At 73.7% G+C, this 20,837-nt stretch carries 21 protein-coding genes and 1 tRNA gene; 10 read left to right on the top strand and 12 right to left on the bottom strand.

From position 1 onward, the window contains the following. Positions 1 to 2 precede the first annotated feature (2 nt). Positions 3 to 890 carry an oxygenase MpaB family protein gene (locus ACK8HX_RS16565; protein WP_411941819.1) on the top strand — a complete coding sequence of 296 codons (888 nt, stop codon included), beginning with the start codon at positions 3 to 5 and terminating at the stop codon, positions 888 to 890. On the opposite strand, the gene ACK8HX_RS16560 is transcribed toward ACK8HX_RS16565, so the two are convergent. The 11 genes from ACK8HX_RS16560 to ACK8HX_RS16510 all read right to left on the bottom strand — a co-directional run bounded on the left by ACK8HX_RS16560 (position 869) and on the right by ACK8HX_RS16510 (position 8,785). Continuing rightward, positions 869 to 1,375 (bottom strand): SRPBCC family protein, encoded by a 507-nt coding sequence (locus tag ACK8HX_RS16560; protein ID WP_411941818.1) that lies wholly within the window; start codon positions 1,373 to 1,375, stop codon positions 869 to 871. The genes ACK8HX_RS16565 and ACK8HX_RS16560 overlap by 22 nt on opposite strands. A gap of 25 nt (positions 1,376 to 1,400) precedes the next feature. Beyond that, a complete protein-coding gene (locus tag ACK8HX_RS16555) occupies positions 1,401 to 2,609 on the bottom strand; it encodes an O-succinylhomoserine sulfhydrylase (protein ID WP_411941817.1) in 1,209 nt (402 codons plus the stop codon). Positions 2,610 to 2,611: 2 nt separating this feature from the next. Next, positions 2,612 to 3,025 carry a rhodanese-like domain-containing protein gene (locus ACK8HX_RS16550; protein WP_411941816.1) on the bottom strand — a complete coding sequence of 138 codons (414 nt, stop codon included), beginning with the start codon at positions 3,023 to 3,025 and terminating at the stop codon, positions 2,612 to 2,614. Positions 3,026 to 3,068: 43 nt separating this feature from the next. Further along, complete coding sequence (locus ACK8HX_RS16545) at positions 3,069 to 4,010, bottom strand: reverse transcriptase-like protein (protein ID WP_411941815.1); 942 nt, start codon at positions 4,008 to 4,010, stop codon at positions 3,069 to 3,071. Then, positions 4,007 to 4,747 (bottom strand): zinc ribbon domain-containing protein, encoded by a 741-nt coding sequence (locus ACK8HX_RS16540; RefSeq protein ID WP_411941814.1) that lies wholly within the window; start codon positions 4,745 to 4,747, stop codon positions 4,007 to 4,009. The genes ACK8HX_RS16545 and ACK8HX_RS16540 overlap by 4 nt, the downstream gene beginning before the upstream one ends. Then, on the bottom strand, positions 4,744 to 5,589 hold the full coding sequence (locus ACK8HX_RS16535) for a Nif3-like dinuclear metal center hexameric protein (protein ID WP_411941813.1): 846 nt from the start codon (positions 5,587 to 5,589) through the stop codon (positions 4,744 to 4,746). Before ACK8HX_RS16535 ends, ACK8HX_RS16540 begins: the two co-directional genes overlap by 4 nt. 1 nt (position 5,590) lies before the next feature. Then, positions 5,591 to 5,663: transfer RNA gene (locus ACK8HX_RS16530), tRNA-Val, on the bottom strand. A gap of 74 nt (positions 5,664 to 5,737) precedes the next feature. Then, positions 5,738 to 6,217, bottom strand: coding sequence for a peroxiredoxin (locus ACK8HX_RS16525; RefSeq protein WP_411941812.1), 480 nt, complete (start codon positions 6,215 to 6,217; stop codon positions 5,738 to 5,740). Between the two features lie 29 nt (positions 6,218 to 6,246). Next, positions 6,247 to 6,699 carry a DUF3052 domain-containing protein gene (locus ACK8HX_RS16520; RefSeq protein ID WP_411941811.1) on the bottom strand — a complete coding sequence of 151 codons (453 nt, stop codon included), beginning with the start codon at positions 6,697 to 6,699 and terminating at the stop codon, positions 6,247 to 6,249. Further along, positions 6,696 to 8,237, bottom strand: coding sequence for a PH domain-containing protein (locus tag ACK8HX_RS16515; protein WP_411941810.1), 1,542 nt, complete (start codon positions 8,235 to 8,237; stop codon positions 6,696 to 6,698). The genes ACK8HX_RS16520 and ACK8HX_RS16515 overlap by 4 nt, the downstream gene beginning before the upstream one ends. Next, positions 8,234 to 8,785 (bottom strand): PH domain-containing protein, encoded by a 552-nt coding sequence (locus ACK8HX_RS16510; protein ID WP_411941809.1) that lies wholly within the window; start codon positions 8,783 to 8,785, stop codon positions 8,234 to 8,236. Before ACK8HX_RS16510 ends, ACK8HX_RS16515 begins: the two co-directional genes overlap by 4 nt. A gap of 163 nt (positions 8,786 to 8,948) precedes the next feature. Here ACK8HX_RS16510 and fdhD point away from each other — a divergent pair, with 163 nt between their 5' ends. From fdhD to ACK8HX_RS16495, 3 genes are all read left to right on the top strand, one after another. Further along, positions 8,949 to 9,779 carry a formate dehydrogenase accessory sulfurtransferase FdhD gene (gene fdhD / locus ACK8HX_RS16505; protein ID WP_411941808.1) on the top strand — a complete coding sequence of 277 codons (831 nt, stop codon included), beginning with the start codon at positions 8,949 to 8,951 and terminating at the stop codon, positions 9,777 to 9,779. Positions 9,780 to 9,902: 123 nt separating this feature from the next. Beyond that, positions 9,903 to 12,686, top strand: coding sequence for a pyruvate dehydrogenase (acetyl-transferring), homodimeric type (aceE, locus tag ACK8HX_RS16500; RefSeq protein ID WP_411941807.1), 2,784 nt, complete (start codon positions 9,903 to 9,905; stop codon positions 12,684 to 12,686). After that, entirely contained in the window at positions 12,686 to 12,991 is a 306-nt protein-coding gene (locus ACK8HX_RS16495; protein ID WP_411941806.1) for a thiamine-binding protein, read from the top strand. The genes aceE and ACK8HX_RS16495 overlap by 1 nt, the downstream gene beginning before the upstream one ends. Positions 12,992 to 13,098: 107 nt before the next feature. Here ACK8HX_RS16495 and ACK8HX_RS16490 read toward each other — a convergent pair whose 3' ends face one another. Continuing rightward, positions 13,099 to 14,277 (bottom strand): glycerophosphodiester phosphodiesterase family protein, encoded by a 1,179-nt coding sequence (locus ACK8HX_RS16490; protein WP_411941805.1) that lies wholly within the window; start codon positions 14,275 to 14,277, stop codon positions 13,099 to 13,101. A 123-nt stretch (positions 14,278 to 14,400) separates the two neighbouring features. Between ACK8HX_RS16490 and argG the strand changes: the two genes are divergently transcribed. The 6 genes from argG to fabF all read left to right on the top strand — a co-directional run bounded on the left by argG (position 14,401) and on the right by fabF (position 20,759). After that, positions 14,401 to 15,816, top strand: a complete 1,416-nt coding sequence (gene argG, locus ACK8HX_RS16485; protein ID WP_411941804.1) for an argininosuccinate synthase — start codon at positions 14,401 to 14,403, stop codon at positions 15,814 to 15,816. Between the two features lie 52 nt (positions 15,817 to 15,868). After that, a complete protein-coding gene (locus ACK8HX_RS16480; RefSeq protein WP_411941803.1) occupies positions 15,869 to 17,059 on the top strand; it encodes a PucR family transcriptional regulator in 1,191 nt (396 codons plus the stop codon). A 96-nt stretch (positions 17,060 to 17,155) separates the two neighbouring features. Further along, positions 17,156 to 18,070, top strand: a complete 915-nt coding sequence (locus ACK8HX_RS16475; RefSeq protein ID WP_411941802.1) for an ACP S-malonyltransferase — start codon at positions 17,156 to 17,158, stop codon at positions 18,068 to 18,070. Then, entirely contained in the window at positions 18,067 to 19,086 is a 1,020-nt protein-coding gene (locus ACK8HX_RS16470; protein WP_411941801.1) for a beta-ketoacyl-ACP synthase III, read from the top strand. Before ACK8HX_RS16475 ends, ACK8HX_RS16470 begins: the two co-directional genes overlap by 4 nt. Positions 19,087 to 19,159: 73 nt before the next feature. Then, positions 19,160 to 19,408: an acyl carrier protein gene (locus ACK8HX_RS16465; RefSeq protein WP_411941800.1), complete on the top strand. Its 249-nt coding sequence runs from the start codon at positions 19,160 to 19,162 to the stop codon at positions 19,406 to 19,408. A 109-nt stretch (positions 19,409 to 19,517) separates the two neighbouring features. Continuing rightward, a complete protein-coding gene (gene fabF, locus ACK8HX_RS16460) occupies positions 19,518 to 20,759 on the top strand; it encodes a beta-ketoacyl-ACP synthase II (RefSeq protein WP_411941799.1) in 1,242 nt (413 codons plus the stop codon). Positions 20,760 to 20,837: the final 78 nt, after the last annotated feature.

Raw genomic sequence — 20,837 nt, 5'->3', positions numbered from 1 at the left:
TCGTGTCCCTCCTCACCGAGCTCGCCCGCGTCCCCCAGCAGCGCCTCGGGGCCGCACTGCGCGCCCGGGTCGCCGGCGACGACGCGGCCGAGCGCGCCGCCGTCATCTGGGGGCGCCGCGGCGAGCGGTGGTTCACCCCCGAGGACCCGGTGTGGCGGGTCCACGCCGACGCCTCGATGTTCCCCGGCGGGGTCGCGGCCCTCCTCCTCCAGTCGCTGCACCCGCTCGCGATGGCCGGTGTCGCGGGGCACTCCGGCTACCGGGGGGACCCCTGGGGGCGGCTCCAGCGCACCTCGCACTTCCTCGCGACGACGACCTTCGGGACCGTCGAGGACGCGGAGGAGGCGATCGCGCGGGTCCGGGCGGTCCACGAGCGGGTCCGCGGCCGCGACGAGCGAGGCCGCGAGTACCGCGCCGGCGACCCCCACCTCCTGCGCTGGGTGCACGTCGCCGAGGCGCACTCCTTCCTCGGAGCGTTCCAGCAGTACGCGCAGGACCCGCTCTCGCCCGGGCAGGCCGACGCGTACGTCGAGCAGTCCGCGCTCGTCGCCGAACGCCTCGGCGCCACGGACCTGCCCCTCACCGTGGCCGACCTCACGACCGCCCTCGAGGACTTCCGCCCCGAGCTCGAGGCGACCGGCGCCGCACGCGACGCGGCGCGCTTCCTCCTCCTCGACCCGCCGCTCCCCTGGGCGGCCCGGCCGGGCTACGGCCTCATCGCGTCCGGTGGCGTGGCGCTGCTCCCCGGGTGGGCCCGGCGGGCCCTGCGCCTGCCGGTGGTCGGGCCCGGGACCGTCGCGGCCCGCGGCCTCGGCGGGCTGGGGACCCGGGCCGTGCGGTGGGCGATGGCCGGGGTCGCCGAGGAGCGTCAGCTCGCGTCGGGACCCTGAGCGTCCCCCGACCGTGCGCCGCCCGCGAGGAGCTCGTCGATCCGCCTCAGCGTGCGCTCCATGTTGCGCCTCGTCAGCTCGGTCATCGTCGCCTTGACGACGGGCTTGCTCGGTGCCGCCTCGGAGCGCAGGTCCCACGTCTCGGTGACGAGCGTGCCGCCGGGCGCCGGCTCGAGGACGTAGCGCCAGATCCGCCCGCCGAGCACCTTCGAGAGCAGGCCGGTGGCGGTGGTCTGCCACGCGATGCGGCGGCCCTCCTCGAACTCGACGACCGTGTTGAGGGTCGTGTAGGCGCGACCGAGGTGCATGTCCATGCCGAAGCGGTCGCCGAGGCCGAGCCGCCGTCCACCGCTGCGCGCCCGCCGGACGCTCTCGCCGCCGTCGATGTCGACGTGGCGGGCGGGGTCGACGAGCAGCTCGAAGACGGCCTCGGGTGGGGCGGCGACGAAGCGCTCGACGGAGAGGAGGTCGGAGGAGGTGGTCATGGTCGTGACCGTAACAAGGTCCCGGTCAGCGGCGTGCGGCGGCCGCCGTGGAGAGCGCGGCGTCGAGGTCCTCGAGGAGGTCCTCGACGTCCTCGAGGCCGACCGAGACGCGCACGGTGCCGTCGGTGATGCCGACGGCGGCCCGGTCCTCGGGCGAGAGACGGCGGTGGGTCGTCGTCGCGGGGTGGGTCGACAGCGACTTCGCGTCGCCGAGGTTGTTCGAGATGTCGACCACCCGCAGGGCGTTCATCAGCGCGAACGCGGCCTCCTTGCCGCCCTCGACCTCGAACGTCACGACCGTGCCCCCGCCGCCGTCCATCTGGCGCAGGGCCAGCTCGTGCTGGGGGTGGCTCTCGAGGAAGGGGTGGACGACGCGCCGGATCCCTCGCCCCGCGCGCTGCCAGTCCTCGAGCCGGCGGGCCACGGTGAGGGCGGCGTCGGCCATCGTCCGTACCCGGAGGTCCATCGTCTCCAGGCCCTTGGTCATGATCCACGCGTTGAAGGGCGAGAGCGAGGGCCCGGTGTGGCGCATGAGGTTCTTGACCGGCCCGTCGATGTACTCCTGCGGCCCGAGCACCGCCCCGCCGAGGGCACGGCCCTGGCCGTCGATGTGCTTGGTCGCCGAGTAGACGACGACGTCGGCGCCGAACGCCAGCGGGTGGGAGAAGACCGGGGTGCCGAAGACGTTGTCGACGACGACGGTCGCGCCGGCCGCGTGCGCGAGCTCGCTGACCGCGGCGATGTCGACGAGCTCCTGCATCGGGTTGCTCGGCGTCTCGAAGAACACCGCCGTGGTCGGGACCGAGAGGGCCTCGCGCCACTGGTCGAGGTCGGCGCCGTCGACGAAGACGGTCTCGACGCCCCAGCGCGGCAGGATCTCGTCGAGGATGACGAAGCACGAGCCGAACAGGGCCCGGCTCGACACGACCCGGTCGCCCGCGCCGCACAGGGCCGCCATCGCGGTGAACACCGCGGCCATGCCCGAGGCGGTCGCGAAGCAGGCCTCGGCGCCCTCGACGAGGCGCATCCGCTCCTCGAAGGTCGTGACGGTGGGGTTGCCGTAGCGGCTGTAGATGTAGTGCTCGACCTCGTCCTTGAAGGCTGCCTCCGCCTGCTCGGCCGACTCGTAGACGAAGCCCGAGGTGAGGAACAGCGCCTCGGCGGTCTCGTCGAAGCCGCTGCGCGACAGCCCCCCTCGCACGGCCCGGGTCTGCGGGCGCCAGGTGTCCGCCATCGTCAGCCCTGCCGCCACGGGAGGCCGGCGTTCTTCCAGCCCGAGACGGTGCGGTGGCCCTCGGTGTCGTGCGGCCCCTCGAAGCCCTCGAGGACGTTGTAGGCCGGCCCGAGCCCGGCGGCGGTCAGCGCGCGGGCCGCGGCCACCGACCGCACACCGGACCTGCAGATGAGGTACACCGGCGTCCCGGGAACCGCACCGGCCGCGCGGACCTGCTCGACGAACCGCTCGTTGACCCGGCCCTCGGGGAAGCTCGACCACTCGACGAACGCGACGTCGCGCCCGGCGCCCGCGAGCTCGGGCACCCCGACGTAGGTCCACTCGGCGCGCGTGCGCACGTCGACGAGGAGGGCGCCCTCCGCACCGGTCGCCGCGGCGTACGCCTCGGCCGGTGTGACGTCACCTGCGTAGCTCATGCATCGAGCGTAGGCGGGACGCTGCACGGGGCGACCGGGTGTCTCAGGTGCGGTTGGTGAACGCGACCGAGGTCTCGCCGTCCGCCCACACCTCGACGCCCGCGAGGGAGCCGTCGGCCACCGCGAGCCGGGCACGCCGGTCCTCCGGCACCCCCAGCAGGTGCCCGAGGACGGCACGGACGGCGGCCGAGGAGCAGACGACGACCGTCGTGCCGCCGCGGGCGACGGCACGGTCCCACGCGTCGACGAGGTCGGCCGGGTCGGGCGCGTCGGCCCACCCCGCGTCGACGACGGCCTCGGTGTCGAGCGCGGCGCCGACCTCCGCGGCCGTCTCGACCGCGAGGTCGTCGGGTGCGGTGACCAGGCAGCGCGGCGTGCTGCCGAGCAGGCGCGCGACGGCCGCGGCCGTGCGGGCCGGACCCGTCGCGGTCCGGGCGACCAGGACGACCCGGACCGGCTGCCCGGGGGCCGGCCGCACCGGGGCACAGGCGTCGCCGGTCGCCCGTGCCGCCTCGCCCTCCTCGCGCGCGGCCTCGTCCTCCCCGTCGTGCCGCCGGTCGACGGTCTGCCCGTCCATGGCGAGGTTGGAGAGGGCGTCCGCGACCTTGTTCTCCTCGCGCGGGATCCAGCGGTAGGTCACCGACCCCCCCGCCGCGCTGATGCCGGCCGAGAGGTCGCGGGCCTCGAGGGCGAGGCGGCGCATGTCCTCGTGCTTGATCTTCCAGCGCCCCGACATCTGCTCGACGACGAGCTTGGAGTCCATCCGGACGAGCACGTCGGCCCCCGGGTCGATGGCGGCCGCGGCCTCGAGCCCCGCGATGAGCCCGCGGTACTCGGCGACGTTGTTCGACGCCTTGCCGAGGGGCTCGGCCCGCTCGGCGAGGAGGGCGCCGGTCTCGGTGTCGAGGACGACCGCCCCGTACCCGGCGACGCCCGGGTTGCCGCGCGACCCGCCGTCGGCCTCGACGGTGAGCCGCCGGCTCACAGGCCGGACTCGGGGGTGCGCACGAGGATGCGGCGGCACTCCTCGCAGCGCAGCACCTCGTCGGCGGCGGCGGCGCGGATGCGCTGGATGTCGGTGGCGTTGAGCTCGAGCTGGCACCCGCCGCACCGGCGCTGGCGCAGGGCGGCCGCCCCGGTGCCGCCGGAGGACGAGCGGATCTTCTCGTAGAGGGCCACGAGGTCCGCACCGACGTCGGAGACGACGTGCGGACGCGGCCCGCCGACCGCGGCGACCTCGGCGTCGAGGCGGGCCAGCGCCTGGTCGCGTTCGGCCTCGAGGGCGGCGATGCGCTCCGAGAGCTCGCCGCGGCCGCGCTCGAGCTCGGCGACGTCGGACTCTGCCGCCTCGGCGCGCTCCATGACCTCGAGCTCGACGTCCTCGAGCTCGCTCTGCCGGCGCGCGAGCGTCGCCAGCTCGTGCTGGAGCGCCTGGAGGTCCTTCGCGGTGCCCGTGCCGGAGTCGAGGCGGGCCTGGTCGCGGGCCGCACGGTCGCGGACGAGCTGGACGTCGGCCTCGGCCTTGGCGACCTCGCGCTGGAGGTCGGCCAGCTCGGTGCGCGAGCGGACGAGCTGGTCGTCGATGAGGCGGGCCTTGCCGGTGAGGTCGGCGAGCTCGGCGAGCTGCGGGAGGTGGGTGCGCGCGTGGGCGATCTGGTCGAGGCGCGTGTCGATGGCCTGGAGGTCGAGCAGCCGCAGCTGGCGGGTGGGCTCGGCGATCACGGGCTACCTCCGGGGTCGGCACCGACGACGAAGGTCCAGGGGTCGGTGCGCACTGTGCTGATGTGGGTCTCCACCCTAGCCGCGCGCTCCCCGAGCCCCGCGAGCAGAGCCCGCTCCGCCCGCACCAGCCACACGTGCTCGCTCGCCCAGTGCCCGGCGTCGACGAGGTACGGCGGCCCGCCGCGCGCCTCCTCGCGGGCCTCGAGCGCCGGGTGGTGCCGGAGGTCGGCGGTGACGTAGACGTCGGCCCCGCTCGCGCGGACGGCGTCGAACAGGTCGTCGCCCGACCCGCCGAGCAGCGCGACCCGCCGGACCGGGGCGTCGGGCGGTCCCGCGACCCGCAGCCCCCCGGCCGTCGGGGGGAGCCGCGCGGCGAGCCCCTCGGCGAACGACCGCAGCGGCACGTCCTCCGGCAGCTCCCCGACCCGCCCGAGCGGCTGGTCCTCGCTGAGGGTCAGCGGCGTGGTGGCCCCGAGGCCGCACGCCTCGGCGAGCGCCTCGCAGACACCCTCGGCGGCGACGTCGGCGTTCGTGTGCGCGACGTAAAGCGCGACGTCGCCGACGACGAGGTTGGTCACGGTGGCGCCCTTCGCCGTCGTCGTCGCGACGGCGTGGACCCCGTGCAGGAGGAGGGGGTGGTGGGTGAGGAGCAGGTCGGCGCCGAGCTCGCGGGCCTCCTCGACGACGGCGAGGGTGGGGTCGACGGCGAGGTGGATGCGCCGCACCGGCTGGTCGGGGTCGCCCGTCACGAGCCCCACCCGGTCCCACGACTGCGCGGTGGACGGCGGGTAGAGGCGCTCGACGACCTCGAGCACCTCACGCAGGGTCGGGTCGTCGCTCATGTGGGCCCGGCCGGGATCGAACCGACGACCGACGCGGTGTAAACGCGGCGCTCTACCAGCTGAGCTACAGGCCCTTCGGCCGCCGTCCCGGACCCCCGGGGCCGTCCGGCCAGCGGCCATTGTGGCAGGTGCCCCGCCCGGGCCCCGGTCAGGACAGGGCGGCGACCTGCGCGGGCAGCTCGGAGAAGTCGCGCTGCTCCCCCGGGCCGTTGACGAGGGTCCAGCGCACGACGCGGTCGCGGTCGAGGAGGAAGGTGCCGCGCACCGGTGCGCCGGTCGCGGGGTTGAGGACGCCGAAGGCCCTCGTGACCTCGCCGTGCGGCCAGTGGTCGGACAGGAGGGGGAAGAAGTAGCCCTGGATGTCGGCCCACGCCCGCAGCGAGAACATCGGGTCGGTGGAGATGCAGACGACCTGGAGGTCGTCGGAGACGAACCGCTCGAGGTGGTCGCGGATCTCGTCGAGCTCGCCGGTGCAGATGCCCGAGAAGGCGAACGGGTAGAAGACGACGACGACGTTCTTGTCGGCCGTGAGCGCGGACAGGGAGACCTCGACCCCGTTCTGGTCCCGCAGGGAGAAGTCGGGCGCGACCTGACCGACGGCGAGGGGGGTGACGGTGGACGCGGTCATGCGCCCATCCTGCCAGCAGGGTCAGGGTGTCAGCGCCGGGCCTTGCTCCGGGGGGCGACGAGCTTGTGGGCCCGCCACTCGCTCGACGGGTTGAAGCTCCCGGCGGCGTGCAGCCCGGCCGTGACGGCGGCCTCCTCGATCTCGCTGGCGTCGACCTCCTCACCATGGGCCTTGGGGGTGAGGAGGACGACGAAGCCGCCGTCCTCGAGGACCCCCACCATGTCGACGAGCGCGTCGCCGAGGTCGCCGTCCCCGTCGCGCCACCACAGGAGGACGGCGTCCGCGACGCCCGTGTAGTCGTCGTCCTCGATCTCGGCGCCGCACACGTCCTCGACCGCGAAGCGGAACGCGTCGTCGACGTCGGCGTCGTAGCCGAACTCCTGGACCACCTGTTCGGGGGCGAACCCGAGCCGCTGGGCGGCTCCGGAACCGGTCGACCCGGGGTCGACCGGGGGCGGAGCGGGGGTGTTCACGGCTATCACGGCCTCTCGTTCTCGGCTGGACCCTGCGGCTGCTGGGACCAGTTGACCAACCGGGGCGGCTCGTCTGCAAGCGATGTGGTGACGACGCGCCGGTGCCGACGGGCCTCCCGGGCCCGGGCGCCGACGGTCGCGAGGAACGCCTCGGCGTCGGCGACGTCGAGGTGCTCGAGGACCGGCGAGACCGGCCCTGGGGCAGGGATGACGTGGACCGCGGCCAGGCGCAGGCGCAGGTCGAGCCACCCCTGGCGCAGCGTCGTCGACTGGATGCGGGCGAGCGGGACCGCGACGGCACTGCGGCTGAGGCGGCCGGTCCGCAGGAGGACGACGGCCGGCTCGAGCCGCCACGCGTTGCGCCGCCAGGACAGCGGGTCGAGGCGCCGGGCGCGAGGTGAGGCCGCGCCCCATCCCGGCTCGCCCCCCTCTCCGTGGGTGGCGTCGAACCAGGCCTGACGGGTGACCTGCGGAGCCACGACGTCGAGGACGGCGAGGACCTCCTCGAAGGTCCCGACGGGGAGCAGGACGGTCTCTCCGCGGGCCTCGTCGTCGCCGCCGGAGGGGCTGCCCGCGACGTTGACCCGGATCCGCCACCAGCCGAGGGGCCGCCACCAGAGCGGCTGGAGCACCTCGAACGCCTGGACCCGGTGCAGCGGTATCGTCGTGGCCCGCAGGTCGGTGAGACCCTGCTGGATTCGCACGCCGCCACCGGTGTCGGCGACCCGGAAGTTGCCGTGGACGAGCAGCTCCTTGACGCGGTTCATGCCGATGCCGAAGACGACCGGCAGCATCGCCGGGAGGCTGACGAGGGTGACCGCCCCGAACCGCTCCAGCCCGGCGCCGAGGAGGGCGGCCACGGCGACGACGCCGAGGAAGATCGTCGAGCCGTGGAGGATCGTCGCGACGAACAGCCGCCCGTTGGGCACCGCGAGCACCGCGCCGCGGGCCTCGACGGGCGCTTCGTCGACGTCGTGGCCCGGGCCGGCCTCGTCGCCGCGGCCGGCCCGGGCGAGGAGCTCGTCGCGCAGCTGCTCGGCGCGCGGCAGGGGGAGGAAGGAGAGGGTCAGCTGCGAGTCCGACCCGCCCGCCGACTGGACGACGACCTGCGCGAGACCGAGGAGGCGGGCGAGGAGGGGTCGGGACAGCTCGACGGCCTGCACCCGCTCGAAGGGGACCTGACGGTGCTGCCGGAACAGCACGCCCTGGCGCAGCTCGACCTGGTGCGGGGCCACCCGGAAGCGGGTGAACCGCCACGCGACGACGTTGACGGCGGCGACGACGGCCACGAGCAGGACGGCCAGCCCCACCGCGACGAGCGGGTGACCGACGATCGCGGCGGCCGTCGGGTCGCCGGGCTCCTCGGGGTCACCACCGGTGACCCAGCCCAGCCCCCATCCGTCGAGGACGCGGTCGGCGAGCTGGGAGAGGGCGTAGCCGAGGATCGCGAGGAGGACGACGCCGCCGCGCAGCAGCGGCGACAGCGGGTGCATCCGCTGCCACTCCCCCACCCGTGCCCGCGGGGCCGGTGCGACCGGTTCGCTCACAGACCCGCCCGCTGGGCCTCGCCGCGGGCGGACAGCCGCGTCCGCAGCGCCTCGGCCTCGTCGACGGGCAGCCCCGGGATCGACCCGCCGCTCTCGGGCGAGGCGGTGTGGATCTCGCACGACGCGATCCCGTGGGCGCGCGCCAGCGGGCCGGACTGGATGTCGACGTACTGCAGCCGTCCGTACGGGACGCTGACGAGCGAGCGGAACAGCCGCCCCTTGCGGATGACGATCTCCTCGTCGAGCTCGACCCACGAGATGGCGCCGACCTGGCGACCGACGAGCCACGCGCCCCAGAGCCCCGCCACGGCGACGGCGACGAGCCCGAGGAGCGCCCAGCGCGTCACGAGGACGCCGATGACCAGGGCCGCCAGCGTCGGCGGGACGAGGAGGGCGGCGAGGACGATGAGCCGGACGCGCGCGAGTGCCGGCGAGACCGGGCGCCACGCCAGGTCGCCGCCGTGGAGGGTGACGACGGGCGCCGGAGTGGGGTGCTGGGTGGGGGCGTGGTGCTCTGGTGGGTGCGGCGCAGGGTCGCTGTCGGCCATGGCCACAGTCTGCACGAGGTCCCGTGGGGTCGATCGCGGTGCGGGCCGCGGCGCCGACTTCCCCGCCTGGTGCCGGAAGGTCGAGCATCGCACCAGGCCCGTCCACGGGACGGACGGTCCGTGGACTCTTCGACGTCGGGCCGCCGTGTGCTTCCATGAGCGCGTGGGACGGGTGACGACGCGGGTGCCGCGCACGCGCTTCGACGTCGAGCGCGGCGACTCGCTCGTGCGCCCCGACACCGTCGCCGTCGAGGAGCCGCTCGAGATCCGGCTGGGCCCCGACCCGCTGACGACGACGATGCGCACCCCCGGCGACGACTTCGACCTCGCCCTGGGCCACCTCCTCACCGAGGGGCTCCTGCACCGCGCCGACGAGGTCGCGACGATGATGCACTGCACCGACGTCGACGAGGACGGCTCACCGACCTTCAACGTCGTCGAGCTGACCCTCGCGCCCGGCGCCCACCTCCACGAGCGGCCCCGCGAGCGCACCGAGGCGATGACGAGCGCGTGCGGCGTCTGCGGCTCGGCGTCGGTCGACGACGTGCGCACCCGGTCGAGGTTCGACACGGCGGCCGACACCCTCACCCTCGACCCGGCCGTCGTCGCCGGCCTGCCCGACGCCCTCCGCGCGCGCCAGCCCGTCTTCGAGCGCACCGGAGGCGTGCACGCCGCCGGCCTCGCCGCGTCCTCCGGCGAGCTCCTCGTCGTCAGGGAGGACGTCGGGCGGCACAACGCCGTCGACAAGGTCGTCGGCGCGGCCTCCCGTGACCGCGAGCTGCCCTTCGCGGCAACCGTTCTCGTGGTCAGTGCGCGCGCCAGCTTCGAGATCGTCCAGAAGGCCGCGATGGCCGGTGTCCCGGCGGTGGTCGCGGTCGGGGCGCCCAGCTCGCTCGCCGTCGACCTCGCCACCGAGGCCGGCATCACCCTCGTGGCGTTCGCGCGGGCCCCGCGGTTCTCGGTCTACAGCCGGCCCGACCGCGTGACCTCCTGACCCCACGCTCCGCATACCGGTCAGTAGCCTGATCCGGATTGGGCGCCCGGGACCCCGTGGGTGAAAGATGGGCGTGAGACGCGCCCCACCCGGCGCGACCGTCACTGGCGAAAGGACGAGCGCGTGGCCTCCCGCGAAGACGTCGGTCCCATCCTCAACGGCATCCCGACGCACCTGCCGGACATCGACCCGGCGGAGACCCAGGAGTGGCTCGACAGCCTCGACGCCGTCATCGACGGACCGGGCCGGATGCGCGCGCGCTACCTCATGCTCCGCATGCTCGAGCGCGCACGGGCGATGCAGGTGGGCGTCCCCTCCCTGACGACGACCGACTACGTCAACACGATCAGCCCCGAGCAGGAGCCGTGGTTCCCGGGCGACGAGGACGTCGAGCGCCGGTTCCGCGCCTACCTGCGCTGGAACGCCGCGATGATCGTCCACCGCGCCCAGCGCCCCGGCATCGGTGTCGGCGGCCACATCTCGACCTACGCCTCGGCGGCGACCCTGTACGAGGTCGGCTTCAACCACTTCTTCCGCGGCAAGGACCACCCCGGCGGTGGCGACTCGGTGTTCTTCCAGGGCCACGCCTCCCCCGGCATGTACGCCCGCGCCTTCCTCGAGGGCCGGATCAGCGAGGACCGCCTCGACGGCTTCCGCCAGGAGAAGTCGCACCTCGTCAACGGCTCGCCCCTCGCCCTGCCGAGCTACCCCCACCCGCGCCTCATGCCCGACTTCTGGGAGTTCCCGACCGTCTCGATGGGCATCGGGCCGATGAACGCGATCTACCAGGCGCAGTTCAACAAGTACCTCCACAACCGGGGCGTCAAGGACACGAGCGACCAGCACGTGTGGGCCTACCTCGGCGACGGCGAGATGGACGAGCCCGAGTCGCGCGGCCTGCTCCAGCTCGCGGCGCAGGAGGAGCTCGACAACCTCACCTTCGTCGTCAACTGCAACCTCCAGCGGCTCGACGGCCCGGTGCGCGGCAACGGCAAGATCATCCAGGAGCTCGAGGCGTTCTTCCGCGGCGCCGGCTGGAACGTCATCAAGGTCGTGTGGGGCCGCGGCTGGGACCCGCTCCTCGCCGCCGACGGCGACGGCGCGCTCGTCCACCTCATGAACTCCACGTCCGACGGCGACTACCAGACCTTCCGCGCCAACGACGGCAAGTACGTCCGCGACCACTTCTTCGACCGCGACCCGCGCACCCGCAAGCTCGTCGCCGACTGGTCCGACGAGGACATCTGGTGGAAGCTCAAGCGCGGCGGACACGACTACCGCAAGGTGTACGCGGCCTACAAGGGGGCCCTCGAGCACACCGGCCAGCCCACCGTCATCCTCGCGAAGACGATCAAGGGCTACGGGCTGGGCCAGAGCTTCGCCGGGCGCAACGCGACCCACCAGATGAAGAAGTTCACCCTCGACGACCTCAAGAGCTTCCGCGACAGCCTGAACCTGCCGATCAGCGACGAGCAGCTCGAGCGCGACCCGTACAACGCCCCGTACTACCACCCGGGTGCCGACGACGACGTCATCCAGTACGCCCTCGAGCGCCGGGCCAAGCTCGGCGGCGGGGTCCCCGAGCGGCGGGTCAAGCACGGCACCGTGCACCTGCCCGACGACTCGGCCTACGCCCAGGTGAAGAAGGGCTCCGGCAAGCAGCAGGTCGCCTCGACGATGGCGTTCGTCCGCCTCCTCAAGGACCTCATGCGCGACAAGGAGTTCGGCAAGCGGATCGTGCCGATCATCCCCGACGAGGCCCGCACGTTCGGGATGGACAGCTTCTTCTCGACGATCAAGATCTACAACCCGCACGGCCAGAACTACACGCCGGTCGACGCCGAGCTGATGCTCGCCTACCGCGAGGCGAAGGACGGGCAGATCCTCCACCTCGGCATCAACGAGGCGGGCTCGATGGCCGCGTTCACGGCCGTGGGCTCGAGCTACGCCACGCACGGCGAGCCGATGATCCCGATCTACATCTTCTACTCGATGTTCGGGTTCCAGCGCACCGGCGACTCGATCTGGGCCGCCGCCGACCAGATGACGCGGGGCTTCCTCATCGGCGCCACCGCGGGCCGCACCACCCTCACGGGCGAGGGGCTCCAGCACGCCGACGGCCACTCCCCGCTGCTCGCCTCGACGAACCCCGCTGTCGTGCACTACGACCCGGCGTTCTCGTACGAGGTCGCGCACATCATGCAGGACGGCCTGCACCGCATGTACGGCACCGACGACTCGCTCACCGACGAGCAGCGCAACGTCATCTACTACCTCACCGTCTACAACGAGCCGATGGTCCAGCCCGCCGAGCCGGAGAACCTCGACCGCGAGGGCCTGCTGCGTGGGATGTACCTCTACGCCGAGGGCTCGACCGAGGGCCTGACGTCCGAGGCGCCGCGGGTCCAGCTGCTCGCGTCGGGCGTCGGGATGCCGTGGGCCCTCGAGGCCCAGGAGCTGCTCCGCAACGACTGGCACGTCGTCGCCGACGTCTGGTCGGTCACGTCGTGGAACGAGCTGCGCCGCGACGGGCTGCGCTGCGACGAGGCCGCGTTCCTCGACCCGGAGGCCGAGGCTCCGGTGCCGTGGGTCACCCAGAAGCTCACCGGCCGCCCCGGCCCCGTCGTCGCGGTCTCCGACTACATGCGCGCGGTCCAGGACCAGATCGCCCAGTGGGTCCCGGGCGACTTCACCTCGCTCGGCGCCGACGGGTTCGGCTTCTCCGACACCCGCCCGGCGGCTCGCCGGTTCTTCCACATCGACGGCCCGTCGATGGCGGTGCGCGCGCTCCAGGCCCTCGCCGCCCGCGGCGAGGTCGACCGCTCGGCCCCGGCCGAGGCCGCCCGGCGCTACCGGCTCTCCGACGTCACCGCCGGGTCGTCCGGCAACGAGGGCGGCGACAGCTGATGCTCGTGGCGTTCTCGATCGCCCCGGCCGCACCGGCCGAGGGCGGGTCCTACGCCGATGCCGTCGCGGATGCCGTCCGCGTCGTCCGCGAGTCGGGCCTGCCCTACGAGACCAACGCGATGTTCACCAACGTCGAGGGTGAGTGGGACGAGGTGATGGGCGTGCTCAAGCGGTGCGTCGACACGATGACGGGCGCCGGCGCCGACCGGGTCTCCCTCGTCGTCAAGGCCGACATCCGACCCGGCCACACCGGGATGCTCGAGGGCAAGGTCCGCCGGGTCGAGGACCTCCTCGACCCGTCCTGACCCCAGGCGTCACCACTTTCCCGCCTGATGCCGGAACCTTCGGTGGGGCACCCCGAAGTTCGGGGTGCCCCACCGAAGGTTCCGGTGCTCCGGGTGGTTCGTGGTCCTCAGCCGGCGGCTCGGGCGCCCTCGCCCTCCTCGGCGAGGACGTGGTCGCGGGCCTCGACGCACAGGTCGGGCTGGTCGCAGAAGACGCCGTCGACGCCCGTGCGCAGGTACGCGATGACCTCGTCGGCGAGGCGGCCGTGCGCGGCCGGGTCGGTGCCGACGCGGTAGTCCACCGGAAGGAACTGGTTCTCGGCCCGGAAGGTCCACGGCGTCACGGCCAGGCCGGCGGCGTGGGCGTCGGCGACGAGGGAGGTCGGCTCCCCCAGGGTCCCGTCGGCGCGGCGCGGGATGACCAGCCCCTTCTCGGCGCCGATGACGTCCACGGTGCGGGCCAGCTCGACGAGGCTCTCGGGACGCAGCATGTCGGCGTAGGTGCGCGACGTCCCGGCCGCCCGCAGGTCGTAGGGGCCGCCGCTCGTGGCGAGGAAGACGAGCTGCGCGCGGTAGCCGTGCTGCTCGCGCAGGTCGACGAGCGGGGTCCACTCGAAGGACTGCGTCCACAGCGGCGCCTTCCGGGTGTTGAGGCCGTGGCGCGTCACCGCGCGGACCAGCGCCGCCTCCGGGTCCAGGCCCGCGCGGTGGAGGAAGGTGGAGTGCTTGATCTCGGGGATGACGCCGATGGTCCGGCCCGACTGGCGGGTGAGCCGGGCGCGCAGGTCGAGGACCTCCTCGAACGTGGGCACCTCGAAGCGTCCGTCGTACCGGGCGCTCCCCGGGCGGAGCAGCGGCAGCCGCTCCTCGGCGCGCAGCGTCTTCAGCTCGGCGAGGGTGAAGTCCTCGACGAACCAGCCGGTGACCGCCGTGCCGTCGACCTGCTTCGTCGTGCGGCGGTCGGCGAACTCGGGGTGGGTGACGACGTCGGTCGTGCCACCGATCTCCGGCTCGTGCCGGGCGACGAGGACGCGGTCGCGCGTCATCGTCAGGTCGGGCTCGATGACGTCGGCGCCCTGGGTGACGGCCAGCTCGTAGGCGGCGAGGGTGTGCTCGGGGCGGTACCCGGAGGCGCCGCGGTGGGCGATGACGAGCGGCTCGCCGAGCGAGCGGGCGGCCGGCGCGGGGGCGGCGGCGAGGGGCGTTGAGGTCGGTGCGCCCGGGGCCGCGGTGGCGGCGGGTCCGGCGGCGACGGCGAGGCCGAGGGCGAGAGCGGTCACGGCGAGTCCTGACGTCGGTCTGGTCATGCGCTCGACGCTAGGGAGGGTCCGGCGAACCCCGGCCGACGACGCCGTGACGCCTCGGTGACCACTCGGCGAGCAGCCGGCGACCGATTAGAACTTATGCAGAGATCCGTATACTCTTACATCGTGTCCAAGGTCCTCACCTCCCTCCCCGTCGGCGAGCGCGTCGGCATCGCCTTCTCCGGTGGTCTCGACACCTCCGTGGCCGTCGCGTGGATGCGCGAGAAGGGCGCCGTGCCCTGCACGTACACCGCCGACCTCGGCCAGTACGACGAGCCCGAGATCGACACGGTCCCCGACCGCGCCGGCCAGTACGGCGCAGAGCTCGCGCGACTCGTCGACTGCCGCAGCGCCCTCGTCGAGGAGGGCCTGTCGGCCATCGCGTGCGGTGCCTTCCACATCCGCAGCGGCGGCAGGACGTACTTCAACACCACCCCCCTCGGGCGGGCCGTCACCGGAACCCTGCTCGTGCGCGCCATGCATGCCGACGACGTCGAGATCTGGGGAGACGGGTCGACCTTCAAGGGCAACGACATCGAGCGGTTCTACCGCTACGGCCTCCTCGCCAACCCGAACCTGCGCATCTACAAGCCGTGGCTGGACGCGGACTTCGTCGCCGAGCTCGGGGGCCGGCACGAGATGAGCGCCTGGCTCACCGAGCGATCCCTCCCCTACCGGTCGAGCCAGGAGAAGGCGTACTCGACCGACGCGAACATCTGGGGCGCGACACACGAGGCGAAGACGCTCGAGCACCTCGACGAGTCGATGGAGGTCGTCGAGCCGATCATGGGCGTGCGGTTCTGGGACCCCGCCGTCGCCATCGAGACCGAGGACGTCACGGTCACCTTCCTCCAGGGGCGCCCGGTGGCGGTCAACGGCCGCGACCTCGACCCCGTCGCGCTCGTCGACGAGGCGAACAGGGTCGGGGGCCGCCACGGCCTCGGGATGTCGGACCAGATCGAGAACCGGATCATCGAGGCGAAGTCGCGCGGCGTCTACGAGGCGCCGGGGATGGCGCTGCTCCACATCGCGTACGAGCGGCTGCTCAACGCGGTGCACAACGAGGACACGATCGCGAACTACCACGCCGAGGGCCGCCGGCTCGGCCGGCTCCTCTACGAGGGCCGTTGGCTCGACCCGCAGAGCCTCATGCTGCGCGAGTCGCTGCAGCGCTGGGTCGCCTCGGCCGTCACCGGCCAGGTCACCCTGCGGCTGCGGCGCGGCGACGACTACACCGTCGTCGACACCCGCGGCGAGAACTTCAGCTACCACCCCGACAAGCTGTCCATGGAGCGGGTCGAGGACGCCGCGTTCGGCCCGGTCGACCGGATCGGCCAGCTGACGATGCGCAACCTCGACATCGCCGACAGCCGGAGCAAGCTCGAGCTGTACGCCGCGCAGGGCCAGCTCGGCCGCCGGCACGTCGAGCTCGTCGGTCAGCTCGAGCCGGGCGGTGCCGAGCGGATCTCGGCCAACCCACTCGTGGCGGCTGGCGACGACGACGCGCTCGACCGTGCCGCGATGGAGTCGGGCACCGACTGACCGTCCGACCTGACCTCCGCGGTTGTCCGGGGCGCACAAATAGACTGCCGCCATGTCGACGCACGCGAGGACGCCCTCCGAGGCCACGCGCGCCCTCGTGGCCAGGGCCGCGGGCGACCTCGGCGCCGCCGCGGTGCAGCAGATGGAGGCCGACCACGAGTGGTACCGCGCCCTGTCCGCCGAGAACCGCAGCTGGGTGGGGCTCGTCGCCCAAGCGGGCATCAGCAGCTTCCTCGACTGGTTCGGCGGCGACCAGGAGCGCCCCGCCGTCACGGCCGACGTCTTCGGCACCGCCCCCCGCGAGCTGACCCGCTCGATCAGCCTGGCGCAGACCCTCGACCTGCTGCGCACCGTCATCGGCGTCGTCGAGCGCGAGATCACCGGGCTGGCCGTGCCCGGAGAGGGCGACCTCGCGCGCGAGGCCGTGCTGCGCTACAGCCGGGAGGTCGCGTTCTCCGCGGCCGAGGTGTACGCCCAGGCGGCCGAGGCACGCGGCGCCTGGGACGCCCGGCTCGAGTCGCTCGTCGTCGACGCCGTCATCCGCGGTGAGGCCGACGACTCGATGCAGTCGCGCGCGGCCGCGCTCGGCTGGGGCGCCGTGACGCGGGTCGTCGTCGTCGTGGGCTCCACGCCGCCGGGCGCAGCACCCGCGCCGGTCGTCACCGACCTGCACCGGGCCGCACGGCGCCACGGCGCCGAGCTGCTCGTCGCCATCCACGGACCGCGGATCATCTGCATCGGCGGTGGCGTCGAGGACGCCCTCGGGCTCGCGACGGCCCTCGACAAGCACCTCGGAGACGGCCCGCTCGTCGTCGGGCCGACCGTCCCGCACCTGTTCGCCGCGGGCCGGAGCGCCCGCGCCGCCATCTCCGGGCACACGGCCGCCCCGGCCTGGCCCGGGGCGCCCCGACCCGTCCACGCCGACGACCTCCTCGCCGAGCGCGCCCTCCTCGGCGACCTGCCGGCGCGCGGTGCCCTCGTGGCCCGCATCATCGGCCCGCTCGCCGACTCCCCGGGCGGCACCCTGCTCGAGACGGCGGCGGCCTGGCTCGACGGCGGGCAGGGCGTCGAGGGCACCGCACGGGCGCTCATCGTCCACCCCAACACCGTGCGCTACCGCCTCGCCGGCATCACCAGGGCGTGCGGGTACGACCTCACGGACCCGCACGACGCCGACACCGTCCGGATGGCCCTCGCCGTCCACCGGCTCGGCCCCGTGGCGCGCGCCACACCCCGCGCCTGAACGCTGCACGTTTTGGAGGATCCCTCCAAAACCGGCCGTCGAGGTTCGTCCCCACCCATCACGGTTCGGTCACGGCGGGACCGTCAGGCTGGACCCGTGATCGTCATCGTCTGCCCCGGCCAGGGCTCCCAGACCCCGGGCTTCCTCAGCCCGTGGCTCGAGCTCCCCGGCCCGCGTGAGCACCTGACCGAGCTGTCCGACGCCGCGGGGGTCGACCTCGTCGCCCACGGCACCGTCTCCGACGAGGACACGATCAAGGACACCGCCGTCGCCCAGCCGCTCCTCGTGGGCGCGGGCCTGCTGGCGCTGCGGGCCCTCGGCTCGACGCAGGGCGTCGGCGCGATCGCGGGCCACTCGGTCGGCGAGATCACCGCGGCGGCCGGCGCCGGCGTCCTGCGCGAGAGCGACGCGATGAGCCTGGTCGCCCTCCGCGGCCGGGCCATGGCCGAGGCCAGCGCCGCCACCCCCACCGGCATGAGCGCGGTCCTCGGCGGCGACCCGGACGACGTCCTCGCGACCATCGAGCGCCACGGGCTCACCCCCGCCAACGTCAACGGCGCCGGCCAGGTCGTCGCCGCGGGCGCCCTCCCGGCCCTGGCGGCACTGGCCGACGACCCGCCGGCCAAGGCGCGCGTCATCCCGCTCAAGGTGGCCGGGGCGTTCCACACCCGCTACATGCAGCCCGCCGTCGAGGCGCTGCGCGCGGCCGCTGCCGACCACGACGTCTCCGACCCCGGCATCACGCTGGTCTCCAACCGCGACGGCGCCGCCGTCACCGAGGGGCGCGACGCCCTCGACCGGATCGTCGCCCAGGTGTCGAACCCGGTGCGCTGGGACCTGTGCATGGAGCGGTTCGCCGCCCTGGGGGCCACCGCCATCATCGAGCTGCCGCCGGCCGGCACCCTCGTCGGCCTCGCCAAGCGCGCCCTCAAGGGCGTCGAGCTCCTCGCCGTGAGGACCCCCGAGGACCTCGACGCGGCCCGCACCCTCATCGAGGAGCACTCGGCATGACCGTGACGTCCAAGGGCTTCGCCTCGGCGCTGCGGTCGGCCGAGGGCCGCCGGCACGCGCGCATCCTCGGGGTCGGCGGCTACCGACCGCGGCGGATCGTCCCCAACTCCGAGATCGTCGAGCGGATCGACTCCTCCGACGAGTGGATCCGTGAGCGCAGCGGCATCATCGAGCGCCGCTGGGCCGGCGAGGGCGAGTCGGTCGTCGACATGTCGCTCTTCGCCGCGCGACCGGCCCTCGAGATGGCGGGGATCACGGCCGACGACCTCGACGCCGTCGTCCTCGCCACCGTCAGCTGGCCCTACCAGACGCCCGCGGCCGCCCCCCTCGTCGCCGAGGCCCTCGGCAGCAAGGCCGCGGCGTTCGACATCTCCGCCGCCTGCGCCGGGTACTGCCACGGCCTGGCGATCGCGTCCGACATGGTCCGCGGCGGGTCGGCCGGCCACGTGCTCGTCGTCGGCGTCGAGCGGCTCTCGGACTTCACGAGCCGCGACGACCGCGGCACGGCCTTCATCTTCGGCGACGGAGCCGGCGCCGCGGTCGTCGGGCCCTCCGACACCCCCGGCATCGGCCCGACCGTGTGGGGCTCGGACGGTGCGCAGTGGGAGGCGATCAGCCAGACCGAGAGCTGGATCGACGTCCACGAGCAGAAGCTCGACTGGCCGCACATCGGGATGGCCGGCCAGACCGTCTTCCGGTGGGCCGTGTGGGGCATGGCCCCGGTCGCCCAGCGCGCCCTCGACGCCGCCGGCGTGACCGCCGACCAGCTCGACGCGTTCATCCCGCACCAGGCGAACGTCCGCATCATCGACGCGATGGCCAAGCAGCTGAAGCTGCCCGACGGCATCGCGATCGCCCGCGACATCGCCTACACCGGCAACACGTCCGCCGCGTCCGTCCCGCTCGCGATGGAGCGCATGGTCCGCAAGGGTGAGATCCCGAGCGGCGGCCTCGCGCTCCAGATCGGGTTCGGCGCGGGCCTGTCGTACGCGGCGCAGGTCGTCGTCATCCCGTAGCTCCCGTGGGCCCACGGGTCACCCGGGCCAGCACCACCGCGACACACACGTCCCCGAGAAGAAGGAGAGCACCATGGCACAGTCCGAGCAGGAGATCCTCGCCGGCCTCGCCGAGATCGTCAACGAGGAGACCGGTCTGGACCCGGCCGAGGTCCAGTCCGACAAGTCCTTCACCGACGACCTCGACATCGACTCGCTGTCGATGATGACGATCGTCGTCAACGCCGAGGAGAAGTTCGGCGTGCGCATCCCCGACGACGAGGTCAAGAACCTCACCACCGTCGGCGACGCCGTCAGCTTCATCGCGAACAACCAGGGCTGAGCGACCGCTCGCCCCCGCCCCCTCCCCGACCGGCCCGAAGCGGCCTAGGGTCGGTGAGGGGGCGGACCGCCCCCGCGTACGACCACGTCCCACAAGGAGCAGCAGGACCATGAGCGATCGACGCGTCGTCGTGACCGGCCTCGGTGCCACCACGCCCCTCGGCGGCACCATCGGCGAGACCTGGGAGGGCGTCCTCGCCGGCCGCTCGGGCGCCAAGCCGCTGCCCGAGGAGTGGGTCGAGCGCTACGAGATGCCGGTCCACTTCGCCTGCACCATCGCCCAGGACCCGGGCGAGGTGCTCTCCAAGGTGCAGGTCCGGCGGATGGACCCCAGCGCCCAGTACGCGGTCATCGCCGCGCAGGCGGCGATGGAGGACGCCGGCTCCCCCGAGATCGACCCCGAGCGCCTCGGCGTGGCCATCGGCACCGGCATCGGTGGCGTGTGGACCCTCCTCGACCAGTGGGACATCCTGCGCGAGAAGGGGCTGCGCAGGGTCTTCCCCCTCGCCGTCCCGATGCTCATGCCGAACACCTCGTCCGGCAACGTCTCGCTCATGCTCGGCGCGCGCGCCGGGGCGCACACGACCGTCTCGGCGTGCGCGTCGGGCGCGGAGTCGATGGGCACCGCCTACGACATGATCCGCGCCGGCCGCGCCGACATGGTCGTCGCCGGTGGCACCGAGGCCGCCACGCACCCCATCTGCTTCGCCGGGTTCGCCCAGATGCAGGCACTCTCGACCCGCAACGAGGACCCCGCCGCCGCCTCGCGTCCCTACGACACCGGCCGTGACGGCTTCGTCATGGGTGAGGGCGCGGGCGTCATGGTCCTCGAGGAGTACGAGCACGCCAAGGCCCGCGGCGCCCGCATCTACGCCGAGTTCGCCTCGATCGGCATGTCCGCCGACGCACACCACATCACCGCACCCGAGCCCGAGGGCGCCGGTGCGTCGCGGGCGATGGTCGAGGCCGTCGAGCGGGCCGGCCTGACCCCCGCCGACATCATCCACGTCAACGCCCACGCGACCTCCACGCCCGTCGGCGACGTCGCCGAGGCCAACGCCATCCGACGGGCCTTCGGCGCGGCGGCCGACGGGATGGCGGTCAGTGCCACGAAGTCGATGACGGGACACCTGCTCGGTGCGGCGGGCGCCCTCGAGGGACTGCTCACCGTGCTGGCCGTGCACCACCGCGTCGCGCCGGCCGCCATCAACATCGACGACTTCGACCCCAAGATCGACCTCGACGTCGTGCGCGGGGAGCACCGCACCCTCCCCGACGGCGACATCGCGGCGCTGAACAACTCCTTCGGCTTCGGCGGCCACAACGTCGCCCTCGTCGTCAAGAGCGTCTGAGCCCGCCGGACGAACGGTGGAGGCCCCCGCGCTGATCTCGCACGGGGGCCTCCACCGTTCGGTCCGACCCCGGCGAAG

The organism is Oryzobacter faecalis (assembly GCF_046764005.1).
Classification (GTDB): Bacteria; Actinomycetota; Actinomycetes; order Actinomycetales; family Dermatophilaceae; genus Oryzobacter; species Oryzobacter faecalis.
Note: the sequence above shows the minus strand (reverse complement) of the source record. Positions and strands in the feature narration are given on the sequence as shown.

Excerpts from the sequence above, each read along its gene's own strand:
- ACK8HX_RS16495 (WP_411941806.1), top strand. The coding sequence starts at position 12,686 with ATGCTCGTGGCGTTCTCGATCGCCCCGGCCGCACCGGCCGAGGGCGGG.
- ACK8HX_RS16525 (WP_411941812.1), bottom strand. The coding sequence starts at position 6,217 with ATGACCGCGTCCACCGTCACCCCCCTCGCCGTCGGTCAGGTCGCGCCC.
- ACK8HX_RS16560 (WP_411941818.1), bottom strand. The coding sequence starts at position 1,375 with ATGACCACCTCCTCCGACCTCCTCTCCGTCGAGCGCTTCGTCGCCGCC.
- ACK8HX_RS16535 (WP_411941813.1), bottom strand. The coding sequence starts at position 5,589 with ATGAGCGACGACCCGACCCTGCGTGAGGTGCTCGAGGTCGTCGAGCGC.
- ACK8HX_RS16510 (WP_411941809.1), bottom strand. The coding sequence starts at position 8,785 with ATGGCCGACAGCGACCCTGCGCCGCACCCACCAGAGCACCACGCCCCC.
- ACK8HX_RS16550 (WP_411941816.1), bottom strand. The coding sequence starts at position 3,025 with ATGAGCTACGCAGGTGACGTCACACCGGCCGAGGCGTACGCCGCGGCG.
- ACK8HX_RS16490 (WP_411941805.1), bottom strand. The coding sequence starts at position 14,277 with ATGACCAGACCGACGTCAGGACTCGCCGTGACCGCTCTCGCCCTCGGC.
- fabF (WP_411941799.1), top strand. The coding sequence starts at position 19,518 with ATGAGCGATCGACGCGTCGTCGTGACCGGCCTCGGTGCCACCACGCCC.
- ACK8HX_RS16480 (WP_411941803.1), top strand. The coding sequence starts at position 15,869 with ATGTCGACGCACGCGAGGACGCCCTCCGAGGCCACGCGCGCCCTCGTG.
- ACK8HX_RS16470 (WP_411941801.1), top strand. The coding sequence starts at position 18,067 with ATGACCGTGACGTCCAAGGGCTTCGCCTCGGCGCTGCGGTCGGCCGAG.
- ACK8HX_RS16555 (WP_411941817.1), bottom strand. The coding sequence starts at position 2,609 with ATGGCGGACACCTGGCGCCCGCAGACCCGGGCCGTGCGAGGGGGGCTG.
- ACK8HX_RS16465 (WP_411941800.1), top strand. The coding sequence starts at position 19,160 with ATGGCACAGTCCGAGCAGGAGATCCTCGCCGGCCTCGCCGAGATCGTC.